This is a genomic window from Kluyvera genomosp. 1 (genome assembly GCF_001266615.1).
In the GTDB taxonomy this organism is placed as follows: Bacteria; Pseudomonadota; Gammaproteobacteria; order Enterobacterales; family Enterobacteriaceae; genus Kluyvera; species Kluyvera cryocrescens_A.
On sequence record NZ_LGHZ01000052.1, the window covers coordinates 1 to 13,769 of the forward strand.

A 13,769-nucleotide genomic window follows, 5' to 3' on the forward strand; every position below is an offset into this window, starting at 1 on the left:
AGAGACAGCCTCCAGCGCGGCCATCGCGACTGGTTTGGCGCAGAAGGGAAAGAAAACGGTCGTTATCGATTTTGATATCGGTCTGCGTAACCTTGACCTGATCATGGGCTGCGAACGTCGCGTAGTTTATGATTTTGTTAACGTTATTCAGGGCGATGCCACGCTGAATCAGGCGTTAATCAAAGATAAGCGCACCGAAAATCTCTATATTCTCCCGGCCTCCCAGACGCGTGACAAAGATGCACTGACCCGTGAAGGCGTTGAAAAAGTGCTCGACGAGCTGAAAAAGATGGAGTTCGACTTCGTCGTCTGCGATTCCCCTGCGGGTATCGAAACTGGCGCGCTGATGGCGCTGTACTTCGCCGATGAAGCCATCATCACCACCAACCCAGAAGTATCGTCCGTACGTGACTCTGACCGCATCCTGGGCATCCTGGCGTCCAAATCACGCCGTGCGGAAAATGGTGAAGACCCAATCAAAGAACACCTGCTGCTAACGCGCTACAACCCTGGCCGCGTGAACAAGGGCGACATGCTGAGCATGGAAGATGTGCTGGAAATCCTGCGCATTAAGCTGGTCGGTGTGATTCCAGAAGATCAGTCCGTACTGCGCGCCTCAAACCAGGGCGAGCCGGTCATTCTGGATGAAGTGTCTGACGCAGGCAAAGCCTACGCGGATACCGTAGATCGTCTGTTGGGAGAAGAACGTCCTTTCCGCTTCGTTGAAGAAGAGAAGAAAGGTTTCCTCAAACGCCTGTTCGGAGGATAAATCATGGCATTACTCGACTTTTTTCTCTCACGGAAAAAGCATACCGCTAACATTGCTAAAGAACGTCTGCAAATCATCGTCGCGGAACGCCGCCGCAGCGATGCAGAACCACACTATCTGCCGCAGTTACGCAAAGACATTCTGGAAGTGATTTGCCGCTACGTGCAGATCGACCCGGAAATGGTCACGGTGCAGCTGGAGCAAAAAGACGGGGATATTTCGATTCTGGAACTCAACGTCACGCTACCGGAAGCAGAAGAGTCAAAATCCTGACTGTCGGTGGTGTAGAAAAAAGGCGCTAATTATAGCGCCTTTTTTGTTTTTGCCTCCGCACAGATAGACCGCCCCGAAAGCATTCGCCGTTAATTAACGCGGATATTCCGCCAGCAGCGCATCAAGACGCCCGGTCAGCAGTTCACCGCGCCAGCCGGAAATCATCTCCGGTGCGGTCGCGCGCGGTTTCAGCTGCCAATGCCAGTTCAGCAATTGGTTAATCTGACGACGTGACGCCAGCATCTCGGCGCTCACACCATTCTCCTGCCCGACTTCCTGCACCAGCGCTTTAATCTCTTTGAACGCTTTGCGATAGCCCGGCATATCCATCAGATTGAGCAGCGGTTCTGGCAGCGCTGATTCCGGCAGCGCCTGCGCTTTCTCCACCAGGCTCAGCAGCGTTTTACCGTGGAAACGAATTTCACTCCCCGACAGCCCCAGGCTATCAAGTTCGCCAAGACTGCCCGGCATATAGCGCGCGACGCTCCACAGGTGTTCTTCGCGGACCACGAAATTCACTGCCAGGTCGCGCTCACGCGCTTTACGCAGACGCCAGTCAGCCAGTAGCTGTAAACACGCGAGCTGACGCGTACGCAGCTGCCAGGCGTTGGTGATATCGCGCCATGCGTCGCTCGGATCGGTGATCTCCTGGCGGCGCTGCTGCATAAGCTGGCACTCATTCAATGCCCATGCCAGACGCCCAACCTGCTCGGTTTCGGCCATCAGCTTATGCGCAATCGGCAGCAGATACCAAACGTCGGCAGCGGCGTATTCACACTGACGTTCGGTCAGCGGGCGCGCCAGCCAATCAGTGCGCGATTCGCTTTTATCCAGCTCAACGCCGGAGTATTCCGCCACCATCGCCGCGAAGCCCCAAGACATCGGGCGACCGCAGAAAGCGGCTAGCACCTGGGTGTCAATCAGCGGCTGCGGCATCGCGCCAAAGGTATTCATGAAGACTTCTAAATCTTCACTCCCCGCGTGCAGATATTTGGTGATATTCCGATCCTGTAAAATCGCCTGCAGCGGCGACCAGTCGGTAATGCCCAGAGGATCAATCAGCGCCGTACGCTCACCGTCAAAGAGCTGAATCAGCCCCAGCTGCGGATAGTAGGTTCGGGTACGGACAAATTCGGTATCCAGCGCCACGGCGTTAGTCTGACGAACCGCGTCGCACAAGGTGCTGAGCGCGTCGTTGGTGGTGATCATCTGATAGTTCAAATCGTACTCTCTTATTTTTTGCCAAAAAAAACGCCAGCAGAGCTGGCGTTAGGCATCATGACTCGTGGCTTATCCCTTATTGTCCACTTTGGCACGGGCTTCGTCACGTAATTCTCGTCGTAAAATTTTACCGACGTTCGACTTCGGCAGTTCATCCCGGAATTCAACCAGTTTCGGGACTTTATAGCCGGTGAGCTGGCGGCGACAGAAGGTAATCAGCGCCTCTTCGGTCAGGCTGGCCTCCTTTTTCACCACGAAAATCTTCACCGCTTCGCCGCTATTGCCGGATGGCACGCCAACGGCCGCCACTTCCAGTACACCGGAGTGCTGCATCACAACGTCTTCAATTTCATTCGGGTAAACGTTAAAACCGGAGACCAGGATCATATCTTTCTTACGGTCAACGATGCGCAAGAAGCCCTCTTCGTCCATCACCGCAATATCACCCGTATGCAACCAGCCGTCTTTAATGATCTCATCAGTGGCATCCGGACGCTGCCAGTAGCCTTCCATCACCTGCGGCCCTTTGACGCATAGCTCGCCCGGCTCACCGGCGGCCACTTCATTATCGTCATCGTCCACCAGCTTCACGTCGGTCGACGGCACCGGCAGACCGATACTGCCGCTGTGATAATCGATATCGTGAGGGTTCACGCTCACCAGCGGCGCGCATTCGGTCAGGCCATAGCCTTCCAGCAAATATTGCCCAGTCAATTTCACCCAACGTTCGGCAACCGAATGGTTAACCGGCATCCCGCCGCCTGCCGACAGGTGCAACGTAGAGAAATCGAGCTGCTGGAAATCTTTATTATTGAGCAGTGCGTTAAATAACGTGTTCACCCCGGTCATGGCGGTGAAGGGATATTTCGCCAGCTCTTTCACCAGCCCCGGAATATCACGTGGGTTGGTTATCAGAATATTTTTGCCGCCAAGTTCGATAAACAGCAGGCAGTTCATCGTCAGGGCGAAGATGTGATAAAGCGGCAGCGCGGTGATGACCACTTCTTTGCCTTCGTGCAGCAGCGGCCCATAGGTGGCCTTCACCTGTTCAAGGTTGGCCAGCATATTGCGGTGGGTCAGCATCGCCCCTTTCGCTACGCCCGTGGTCCCCCCGGTGTACTGCAGGAAAGCAATATCATCGGCTTTAACGACCGGCTTCACGTACTGTAAACGGTAGCCCGAATGCAGCGCCCGGCGAAAAGAGATGGCATCTGGCAGATTATATTTTGGCACCAGACGTTTAATGTACTTCACCACAAAGTTAACCAGCGTCCCCTTGGCAGTCGACAGCTGATCGCCCATACGGGTCAGAATCACGTGCTTCACCGAGGTCTTTTCCACCACCTTTTCCAGGGTGTGGGCAAAGTTTGAGACAATAACAATCGCCTGGGCTCCGCTATCGTTAAGCTGGTGTTCCAGCTCACGCGGGGTGTACAGCGGGTTGACGTTCACCACAATCATCCCGGCGCGCAAAATACCAAACAACGCAACCGGATACTGCAACAGGTTAGGCATCATCAGCGCGACGCGATCGCCCTGCTTTAGCCCCAGCCCTTGCTGAAGATAAGCGGCGAAGGCGCGGCTGCGCTCTTCAAGTTTACGAAAGGTCATCACTTCGCCCATATTGACGAAGCCAGGCTGGTCCGCGAAGCGGGTTGTTGCCTGTTCAAACAGTTCCACCAGGGATTGATAACGGTCAGGATTGATCTCTGCCGGAACATCGGCAGGATAACGGTTGAGCCAAACCTTTTTCAAAGCATCACCTCTAAAATACGTATTCGTCGTCATCGCAACCCCAAATGATAAACTTTCGTTAACATTATATTAACTCAGCGTACCAGTTTAAGAATTAATCAGAATTAAGGTTGCGAAGCGCGTCACTCTTTATTTTTTTTATATCCATTACAACGAAGAAACAGCGGGCTAGCCGCTGTTTCTTTTTTGTCACGTAGACGTCAGTTCTTATTCAGTTACGACGTTCCGAACTTCTGCGGGGCCCGGATTATACCAGCCCCAGCCACCGTAACCGTAGTGCCATGGGCGAGGACCAAAAGCCCAGGGATCGAGCATCGGCTGCGGCGGCATAACGACCTGTTGCGCAACATGCCAGCGTTTATAACCCGTCGCCTGTACGTGCAGGAAGGTATATTGGGTGGTCCCCACCTTGCCTTCCAGCGTCCCAACGATAGGCCCAACAACCGTCACCAGCTGGCCGCGGAAGTCTACGGGATCAAGGAAACCGTTCACATCGGCATAAATACGCCCGCGAGAAGCTTCACCCAACGTTGGTCGCGCGCCGCTGTCCAGCGGGACCGTGGCAATTTCCAGTCGGGTATGGCCCTGTTGGTTTTCAATGCCCACAACCGTACCGCCAAAACGCGACTCCTGACCCACATAGAGCTGCGGCGCGGACATCACCCGAACCAGATCCTGCTGCGGCGTTGGGCTACTGCCCTGAATGGCATCAGGCACGGTGACGCAACCGCTTAACGCTAATGCGATAAGCCCGGCGATAACGCCCCGAACAACCTGTTTTTTACCTGCCATGATGCTGCTCCTATTCTCAATATCTCTCTATTGAGATTCATTCGCGGCCAGGAAGTTTCTTCCAGGCAACCTCATTACGCAAATAAACTGGTTCGGCTTTGTCGACGGCCACCGTTTTGCCCTGCTCGAGCAACTGACACGCAATAGGTAACATGTCTTCAGCTTCCGGCAACAGCACGTCGCCATCGCTTAAGGTCACGTTCGCCCCATGAGTCATATCCGGCCATGCCGCCCAGCCGGTCCCGACGGTCGCCCATTCGCCTTCCAGCTCGGCCAAACGCTGCTGGACCGCTTCCGGCTTCAGCACCGCTTCGGTATTTTCACCGTGCCACACGCCTTGCGCATCACGCTGATATTCCGCCCAGTAGACTTCACCCATGCGCGCATCAATAGCAGCCAGCACGCGGGATGCCCCCTGCTTACGCCATGCGCCCTGCGCCATGGTCGCCAGTGTGGAAACGCCGATCATCGGCAGCTCAGCGCCCAGCGCCAGCCCTTGTGCGATACCAATACCAATGCGCACGCCGGTGAAGCTGCCCGGCCCGCGGCCAAACGCCAGCGCGTCAAGGTCAGTCAGGCTTACGCCGCTTTGGGTGAGAATATCCTGCACGATAGGCAGAATACGTTGGGTGTGTTCCCGAGGACAAAGTTCGAAGTGGGCACAGGTATTACCATCATTCCACAGGGCAGCCGAACAGGCTTCCGTGGCGGTATCGATAGCCAGAATTCGCATGGATTAGTCGCGCTCTCGCAGTTATATACGCCTTATCTTCCAGTCAGTCTGGTCGATTCGACGTAGAGATCAACAAAATGGCGCGCATCTTATCACACTTTAGCGCGCATTACCGCGTCGATGACAGCGCCAAAAAGCGCACCGCCCGGCGAATGTCGCGGGTACGCGGTGCAGGTGGCAGGCTGGCAAGGAAGGTTGCCCCATAGGGACGCATGACCAGTCGGTTATCGCAGATAACCAGCACCCCGCGATCGGTGACATCACGAATCAACCGCCCCACGCCCTGTTTAAGCGTAATGACCGCATCGGGGAGCTGCACATCATCAAAGGGATCGCCGCCGCGCAGGCGACAATCTTCCATTCGCGCTTTAAGCAGCGGATCGTCCGGTGAGGTAAACGGCAGCTTGTCGATAATGACCAGCGAAAGTGCATCGCCGCGCACGTCCACCCCTTCCCAGAAGCTGCTGGTCGCCACCAGCAGCGCATTACCGGCACTAACAAACTGCTGGAGTAGCTGTCCCTTACTGGTTTCCCCCTGCAACAGCACCGGCAGCGTCATGGTAGCGCGGAACTGTTCGGCCAGGTCACGCATCATGGCGTGCGAGGTGCACAGCATAAAGCAGCGGCCATTGTTGGCTTCAATCAGCGGACGCAGCATCGCCGCTAAATGACGCGCGGCGCCCGGTTGATTCGGTAGCGGCAGATTACGCGGCACGCACAGCAGCGCCTGAGTGGCGTAGTCAAACGGGCTTGGCAGTAACATCGATTCAGCCTTTTCAATACCCAGCCGCTCGGTAAAGTGGTGCAGGTCGTCGTTTACCGACAACGTGGCGGAGGTGAAGATCCAACTCCCCGGTTTCGCCGCCATCACTTCTTTAAATTTATCCGCCACCGTCAGCGGAGTGAGCGCCAGCGTGAAGTGGCGTGAATTACATTCATACCAGTAGCTAAAGCCCGGGGTGTTGATCTCTTTTAACCGTTTCAGGCGCGCGCGATAGAGCGTGGCACGTTCAAACGCTACGTCGAGCAGCGCAGAGCGACCGAGCGACAGCTTGGCTACGTCGTAGCAAAGCTCCAGCGCGTCATCAAGCAGCAACAGAGCACGCTGAACATTGTTATCGGTCAGCAGTTCGCGCAGATTACCGCGGTAGCCGGGATCGCCCACCTGCAGACGGAAATCCTGCGTCGCCTGCGCCAGACGGTCGGCGCATTTTTGCAGTTGCTGGGTATCTTTAAGTTCGGTACGGTAGGCAATGGTGACGTCTTTCGCCAGATCCAGCAGTTGGCGGCTGGAAAGCGACTGGCCAAAATACTGACTGGCAATATCCGGGAGCTGATGGGCCTCATCGAAGATCATCACTTCGGCCTCCGGGATCAACTCACCGAAACCGCTCTCTTTCACCACCATATCGGCGAGGAACAGGTGATGGTTAACGACCACCACGTCAGCATCCATCGCTTTTTTACGCGCCTTAACTACAAAGCACTCCTGATACTGAGGACAGTCGCTGCCCAGACAGTTGTCGTTGGTACTGGTGACCAGCGGCCACGCCTGCGAATCTTCAGCCACGCTAACGCAGGTACTGATATCGCCATCCAGGGTTTGATTGGACCAGCTACGCAGCAAAATTACATCGCTTAGGATCTGCACCGGCAGATCGCCGCCCGCCAGCGCCTGTTGTTCGAGACGCTCAAGACACAGGTAGTTGGAGCGGCCTTTCAGCAGCGCCAGTTTACCGCTATAGCTGAGAGCCTTTGACACCGTGGGCAGGTCGCGACTGAAGAGCTGATCCTGCAGTGCCTTAGAACCGGTGGAGATAATGACCTTTTTATTGGCACGCAAAGCGGGCGCCAGATAGGCATAGGTTTTACCGGTACCCGTACCGGCTTCAACCACCAGCGGTTGACCATCGTCAATCGCCTTCATGACGGCGTGCGCCATCTGGCGCTGCGGTTCACGCGGTTTAAAGCCGGTTATCGCCTGCGCAAGCTGGCCGTCTGCTGCAAAATCGTCCGTCACGTTACCCCCTGGAAAAATTCCCAGTGATTATGTCAGGCCATCCCCGCTTATGCCAGTCGAAGTCGTGACGCGGCGGCGACAATATGGCAGTCTTAGCGCGTTTAGATACATCCTCTTTTAAGTCACTTCGCCGTTAATGGGGTTCATTCGCCTCCACGAAGTGGCTGAACAGATTTATGTACCCGTGATGTTAAAAGGAAATTGAAATGACAATTGTACGTATTGATGCCGAAGCGCGTTGGTCTGACGTCGTAATCCATAACCAGACGCTGTACTACACCGGTGTGCCCGAAAATCTGGATGCCGATGCCTTCGAGCAAACGGCAAACACGCTGGCGCAAATTGATGCGGTGCTGGAAAAACAGGGTAGCAACAAGTCACGTATTTTAGACGCCACCATTTTCCTGCCTAACGCTGAGGATTTCGCCGCGATGAATAAAGCGTGGGATGCGTGGGTGGTTGCGGGCCATGCGCCGGTGCGCTGCACGGTGCAGGCAAAGCTGATGAACCCGCGTTATAAAGTCGAAATTAAGATTATCGCTGCCGTTTGATAGCGTAGGGCTTCCCCGACTAACGGCGGGGAAGCCGCTCACATCAGCCCGGGCACCACATCAGCTGTTCTTTTAGCTGTAAGGTTTCCTGCGGCAGACATTTCAACACTTCGCGATAGTTTGCCGCCTGCTTGGCGTAACCGCGCACCGACTGCAACAGCACCCGCAGCGCGCTGTCCCAGACGATCCCCTGCAGGTCGCTGTACGGCCAGAGGTCCGGTTCACGGACAAACGGCACCAGGTAGTCAATCCCCTGCTTCACCCCTCGCCCATCGCGGATGGTATTCCAGCGGTCAAACTCAACGTGCTCCGCGTAGCGGTTCAGCAACAGGTGCGCTTCGAGGTTAAACAGCGAATAGTGGAACGGAATGGTGCGCTCCAGCTCCATCGTCTGCTTGCCATCCTGGTCGATTTGCGCCGCCATCCGCTGGGTGATCCCCTGCTCAATAATGCGCGCCGCCAGCCCCTTATCACCGTAGAACAACGCATTGACCGTACGCTGAGCATCGTACCAGGTGCCGTGGTTATTGTGCCAAACGTATTCCGAATGACCGATTTCGCTGTAGTACATCCAGTGGTTAAAGTCGCGGAACCACTGATGCAGGCCGATAATATCGTCGGTATCCAGCACGCTGGCGGTGTTAATCAGACCGATGGTGTCGACCACCATCCACAGCAAACGCGTATCGATAAGCCCGGTGCCGCGCCCGGAGACGATCCCGGGGATCGCCTGGCCGTAATTCAGGTGCGGATTCATCCGCGTATCTGCATCAAGGAACCAGCAGCGAATTTGCTGCGCCGCGGCCTGCGCGTACTGCCGCTGGCCAGTAAAGTACCACGCCAGCCCCAGCGTCAGGCAGCGTTCGCACATGCGAATAATGCGCGATGTATCGGTATCGTTGTTCTCACACTGCGGATTAATGTGCCCGTCGCGGCGAATATACGGCAGCCCGTTGGGCCGCCGGGGATTTGGCCACCAGTAGGTGCCCAGGCTGTAATAGTCGTGTGCGTCGCCGCTCGCTGGACGCAGCTTTTTATGTACCACGCTTTCCGGCGCTTCACGCCTTAAAACATCGGCTTCCGAGACTAGCTTACTCAACGCGAGCTGCAGCGGTGAGAATGGCTGCTTCAAGCCCGCACGGGCGTTTTCCAGACAATTTTCATCAAGGGTGTACAGCTTCATCGCCACCTTAATTTCCCTCCACGCACGCGATTCGCACACCGCTTTGCGCATCAAACAGGTGCACGCCGGAGAGTTTCGGCTGCAGCCAGATATGGTCGCCTTCTTTCACCGGTAGGCGCTGTTTAAACACCGAGGTAAACGCCCCGCCGCCGGTATCGCAAAACAGCTGCATATCCGAACCGGTATTCTCCACCGCCGTGACTTTCGCGGCTAACGCATCATCGCGCGCTTCATGCACTACGTTCACCTGCTCAGGACGAATGGCGTAAACCACCTGCTGGCCATTTGTAACCTGCATGCCTGCCGGCAGCGCCAGCAGCGAACCGTCTTTCAGGCGCAGGCTGGTGACGTTACCGTTTAACACCACTTCGCCTGGCAGTTGGTTGATTTCCGGCGAACCGATGAACCCTGCCACAAACAGATTTGCAGGCTGGTCGTACAGCTCCAGCGGCGTGCCCGCCTGCTCGATGCGTCCGTCACGCAAAACCACGATCATCTGTCCCATGGTCATTGCTTCAATCTGATCGTGGGTGACGTACACCGAGGTAGTTTTTAACCGGCGGTGCAGTTCGCGGATTTCACCACGCACTTGGGTACGCAGCTTGGCATCGAGGTTCGATAGTGGTTCGTCGAACAGGAACACCTGCGGTTTACGTACGATGGCACGGCCCATCGCCACACGCTGACGCTGACCGCCGGAAAGATCCTTAGGCAGACGTTCCAGCAGCGGTTCCAGACCGAGCAGCGCCGCCGCCTCATTAACTTTTTGCTGGATATCCGCTTTTGGCAGACGCGCCATCTTCAGTGCAAACCCCATGTTTTCTCGCACCGTCATCTGCGGGTAGAGCGCGTAGCTCTGGAACACCATCGCAATGTCACGCAGCTTGGGTTCGACTTCGGTGACATTGCGCTCATTAATGTGCACTTCGCCGCCGGAGATCTCTTCCAGCCCGGCAATCATTCGCAGTAGCGTGGATTTGCCGCAGCCGCTTGGGCCTACAAGGACGCAGAACTCACCGTCCGGGATAGTCAGCGACACATCTTTAATGACGTGCGCATCACCATAAGACTTACGCACGCTATTCAATACAACAGATCCCATCGGTAACTCCTTATCCTTTGACCGCGCCGGACATAATCCCGCGATTGAAATGTTTTTGCAGACCCAGATAGACGATGATGCTTGGCAGCATCGCCAGTAGCGTAATGGCGATAAAAATGTTCGGGGTGATACTTTCATCGGTACGCAGCGTGCCGAGGATCACCGGAATGGTGTTGAGGCTGTCCTGGTTGACCACAATCAGCGGCAGCAGGTACTGGTCCCAAATCATAATGAAGCCAAACGTCACCACCGTACCGAGCGCCGGTTTCACCAGCGGTAGGATGACGTGGAAGAAAATCTGCCATTCATTCGCACCGTCGATACGTGCCGCCTCTTCCAGCTCTTTCGGGATAGCCGACATAAATTCGGTCAACACGAAGATAGAGAACGCCCAGCCCACCACCGGCAGAATCATCCCGAGGTAGCTGTTGTATAGCGATGCGTCGATAAATGGCAGTCGCCAATTGATAATCATGTACAACGGGATGGCGATAACTTCTTCCGGCAGCATCATGGTGGAGAGAATCACCAGGCTGACCAGCGCCACGCCACGGAACTTTTTGCGTGCCAGTGCGTAGGCCGCCAGCGCGCTGACCGACACCTGCAGCACGGTGCCGAAGAACACCACCAGAATCGAGTTCAGCAGGTACTGCCAGACGCCGATATCCATCCACGCAAAGATAAAGTTTTCAAACGAGAACTGATTAGGCCAGGCCAGCAGCTCCCCCGGTTTAACCGGTGCGCCGCTAAAGGCGGTGGCGACGATGCCCCAGAACGGTCCCACAAAGACAATCAGCAGCAGCGCGTAGATGCACCAGCGTCCTGCGGTATCCCAACGTTTACTCAACATCACGGCTCCTTAGTAACGTGCGATACGTTTTTTCAGCGTCAGATGACAGATGGTTAAGATCACCGTGAAGGTGAACAGCAGGAACGACACCGCCGATGCGTAGCCATAGTCAAACTGCTCAAAACCAAGTTTATAGATGTGGGTCATGACCATTTCGGTAGAGTTAGATGGCCCCCCGCCGGTGGTGGCATACACTTCCGCAAACACGCGGAAACCACGAATAAAGGAGAGCATCAGCACCACCGACAGCGCCGGGATCATCCCTGGCAGCGTCACGTAGCGCAGGCGGTTCCACCAGTTCGCACCATCAACGTTTGAAGCGTCGTACAGATCCCGGCTGATCCCCGCCAAACCAGCAATGAATATCACCATGTTGTACGGCACCGCCTTCCAGATATGCAGCAGCATGATGACCCATAGCGCCTGATCGGAACTGGCAAGGAAACCCTGATCAGCCACGCCAAACCAGCTCAGAATGTGGTTCATGACCCCGTTCGGCGTTGGGTTGAACAGGATGCGCCACATTTCCGCGACGATTGCCGCACTGGTCACCGCCGGTAAAAAGATGGCGGTACGGATAAAGCGCAGATGGCGCGCCGGGCCTTCCAGCAGCATGGCCAGGAAGAACGCCAGGATAGCGGCAGCAAACATGGTGACCAGCACATACAGCAGGGTGTTCACCACCGCCGCATGCAGCTCAACATCGGCAAATGCGCGGGTAAAGTTGGCAAACCCCACCCACTCATCCGGCTGATTAAAGTTGACCTTGTAGAAGCTCATCACCAGACCTTGAATCATCGGGATGAACTTAAACCAGCTAAAAATAATCAGCGCCGGGGCTAAAAACAGCCACGGGATCAGCGCTCGTTTACGTTTTGACGTCAGCCATCCGGTAGCGTCAGGCGAAGCGGCTTGCTTTAGCGGCGCGGACTTCGTCTCATGCAGCGTCATAACTCACTCCCTCACTTAGCCAGCACATTTTGTTTTTCCAGCTCGGCGTTCACCTTGCCATCAATCGCCTTCAGCTCAGCGCCAATGTCGCTGTTGCAGTCGGCAAAAATACGGTTAAAGCCATCGGCGGCCACCTGACGTACCGGCGTCCAGTTAGGGATCTGCGGCACATAGCGCCCCTCTTCGTTATACAGACGGGCGAACGTTTCCCAACGCGCATCCTGATACACGGCTTTGACATCGACATTCTTGTTAACCGGTAGACGAACCACTGGAATATGCTGGCTGCCTTTACCCATACCAATTTCCTGGCCTTCTTGCGAAATCATGAATTCGATGAACTTACGCGCCTCTTCTTTCTGCTTGCTGCTCTTCATCATAAAGACCGTGGTCCCTTCAGCGAGCGTGGCTTCCCCTTTCGGCCCGACGACGGGCACCACTTCAAAATTGTCTTTGCCGGGGTCTTTATCAAACAGCGCAATATGATATGGGCCGCTGAAGAACATGCCGCTCTGACCGGAACGGAAGGATGGGATAACGTCGGCGGTAGTCGCGTTGATGGCCCCGGGTTGGGTCACTTTTTCGCACATCATGGTGCGCAGAAAGGTCATTGCCTGGGTCACTTCTGGCGTATTGAGAGAGGCGCTGAATTTGCCGTTATTCTCTTTCACGAAGTCGCCGCCGGCCTGCCAAATAAAGCTGCTCATAAACCAGCTGGCGTAGCCACGAGTGGTTGAAGCGGGAACAATAAACCCATAGGTGTCATTTTTGCCGTTACCGTCCGGATCCAGGGTGGTAAACGCTTTGGCCAGTGTCTGGATATCGTCCCAGCTTTTTGGCTGCGGCAGGCCGAGCTTTTCACGCCAGTCTTTACGCACGAATAACGCGAAGGTTTGCGCAGAGGTCGGGACACCGTAATATTTGCCATCGATATAACGAGTACTGTTCCAGGCGGTCTGATACAGGTCATCTCCGCCAGCAATCGCTTTTGGATCAATCTCTTCGGCAATGCCTAATTGGATAAACTGCCCCAGCGATGCCGCGTCGTTAAAGATCAGATCCGGTAAAGCATTCCCCGCCGTGGCGCGAGCCAGGCGCTGCTCAAAATCGGTGGTCGCGTTGAAATACTCAATTTTGATCCCGGTTTTCTCTTCGAACTTCTCCGCCTCTTGCTTGTAAATATTTTTGGAGTCGTTACTTGCGCGGATCCAAACGTTGAGCGTCGTGGCGGCGTAGCTTTGCCCGATACCCAGTCCCAGCGCAGAGAGAAGTAATATTGAACGTAATTTATTCGCAGACATGATTGCATATCCTTTATTGTAGGGCACAAAGGTAATTAAATTCGCAACAAATGCATATTCAATGAAAGAAATAAGCATTTGGGTATTAATGCAAGATGCGTAAAAATCTATTTCCCAACATTAAATAGAATTATATTTTTCAATACAACCACACAAAAAAGAAATCCCATTTCAAAAACAAAAAGGTTGAATCAGATCACACCAAAAAGTGACATAAAAAGTGACATAAAAATAAAATCATTAAATATCAATACATTAAGTTTTTTCT

At 54.8% G+C, this 13,769-nt stretch carries 13 protein-coding genes; 3 read left to right on the plus strand and 10 right to left on the minus strand.

The window, feature by feature from the left end; all coding sequences use genetic code 11:
• Positions 1 to 769, plus strand: a 769-nt coding sequence (minD, locus tag KP80_RS21120) for a septum site-determining protein MinD (protein WP_052285608.1), incomplete at its 5' end; no start/stop codon positions are given.
• 3 nt (positions 770 to 772) lie between these two features.
• Positions 773 to 1,042 (plus strand): cell division topological specificity factor MinE, encoded by a 270-nt coding sequence (gene minE, locus KP80_RS21125; RefSeq protein ID WP_052285609.1) that lies wholly within the window; start codon positions 773 to 775, stop codon positions 1,040 to 1,042.
• A 93-nt stretch (positions 1,043 to 1,135) separates the two neighbouring features.
• Here minE and rnd read toward each other — a convergent pair whose 3' ends face one another.
• The 5 genes from rnd to KP80_RS21150 all read right to left on the minus strand — a co-directional run bounded on the left by rnd (position 1,136) and on the right by KP80_RS21150 (position 7,563).
• A complete protein-coding gene (rnd, locus tag KP80_RS21130) occupies positions 1,136 to 2,251 on the minus strand; it encodes a ribonuclease D (RefSeq protein WP_052285642.1) in 1,116 nt (371 codons plus the stop codon).
• A gap of 81 nt (positions 2,252 to 2,332) precedes the next feature.
• Positions 2,333 to 4,018, minus strand: a complete 1,686-nt coding sequence (gene fadD, locus KP80_RS21135) for a long-chain-fatty-acid--CoA ligase FadD (RefSeq protein ID WP_052285610.1) — start codon at positions 4,016 to 4,018, stop codon at positions 2,333 to 2,335.
• A gap of 207 nt (positions 4,019 to 4,225) precedes the next feature.
• Positions 4,226 to 4,810, minus strand: a complete 585-nt coding sequence (locus tag KP80_RS21140) for a Slp family lipoprotein (protein WP_052285611.1) — start codon at positions 4,808 to 4,810, stop codon at positions 4,226 to 4,228.
• Between the two features lie 37 nt (positions 4,811 to 4,847).
• On the minus strand, positions 4,848 to 5,543 hold the full coding sequence (gene tsaB, locus KP80_RS21145; RefSeq protein WP_052285612.1) for a tRNA (adenosine(37)-N6)-threonylcarbamoyltransferase complex dimerization subunit type 1 TsaB: 696 nt from the start codon (positions 5,541 to 5,543) through the stop codon (positions 4,848 to 4,850).
• A 109-nt stretch (positions 5,544 to 5,652) separates the two neighbouring features.
• Positions 5,653 to 7,563: an ATP-dependent DNA helicase gene (locus KP80_RS21150; protein ID WP_052285613.1), complete on the minus strand. Its 1,911-nt coding sequence runs from the start codon at positions 7,561 to 7,563 to the stop codon at positions 5,653 to 5,655.
• A 206-nt stretch (positions 7,564 to 7,769) separates the two neighbouring features.
• Here KP80_RS21150 and KP80_RS21155 point away from each other — a divergent pair, with 206 nt between their 5' ends.
• Positions 7,770 to 8,114 (plus strand): RidA family protein, encoded by a 345-nt coding sequence (locus KP80_RS21155; protein WP_052285614.1) that lies wholly within the window; start codon positions 7,770 to 7,772, stop codon positions 8,112 to 8,114.
• 43 nt (positions 8,115 to 8,157) lie between these two features.
• Here the strand turns inward: KP80_RS21155 and KP80_RS21160 are convergent, their stop codons facing one another.
• Genes KP80_RS21160 through KP80_RS21180 form a run of 5 tightly spaced genes read right to left on the minus strand, consistent with a single transcriptional unit; the run spans position 8,158 to position 13,501 of the window.
• A complete protein-coding gene (locus tag KP80_RS21160) occupies positions 8,158 to 9,297 on the minus strand; it encodes an alginate lyase family protein (RefSeq protein ID WP_052285643.1) in 1,140 nt (379 codons plus the stop codon).
• A 7-nt stretch (positions 9,298 to 9,304) separates the two neighbouring features.
• Positions 9,305 to 10,399 carry an ABC transporter ATP-binding protein gene (locus tag KP80_RS21165; protein WP_052285615.1) on the minus strand — a complete coding sequence of 365 codons (1,095 nt, stop codon included), beginning with the start codon at positions 10,397 to 10,399 and terminating at the stop codon, positions 9,305 to 9,307.
• A gap of 10 nt (positions 10,400 to 10,409) precedes the next feature.
• Complete coding sequence (locus KP80_RS21170) at positions 10,410 to 11,249, minus strand: carbohydrate ABC transporter permease (protein WP_004121979.1); 840 nt, start codon at positions 11,247 to 11,249, stop codon at positions 10,410 to 10,412.
• Between the two features lie 9 nt (positions 11,250 to 11,258).
• Positions 11,259 to 12,200, minus strand: coding sequence for a carbohydrate ABC transporter permease (locus tag KP80_RS21175; RefSeq protein WP_082221775.1), 942 nt, complete (start codon positions 12,198 to 12,200; stop codon positions 11,259 to 11,261).
• Positions 12,201 to 12,211: 11 nt separating this feature from the next.
• The gene (locus KP80_RS21180) at positions 12,212 to 13,501 is read right to left on the minus strand and encodes an ABC transporter substrate-binding protein (RefSeq protein WP_052285616.1); all 1,290 of its coding nucleotides are present in this window, start codon (positions 13,499 to 13,501) and stop codon (positions 12,212 to 12,214) included.
• Between the last annotated feature and the right edge of the window lie 268 nt (positions 13,502 to 13,769).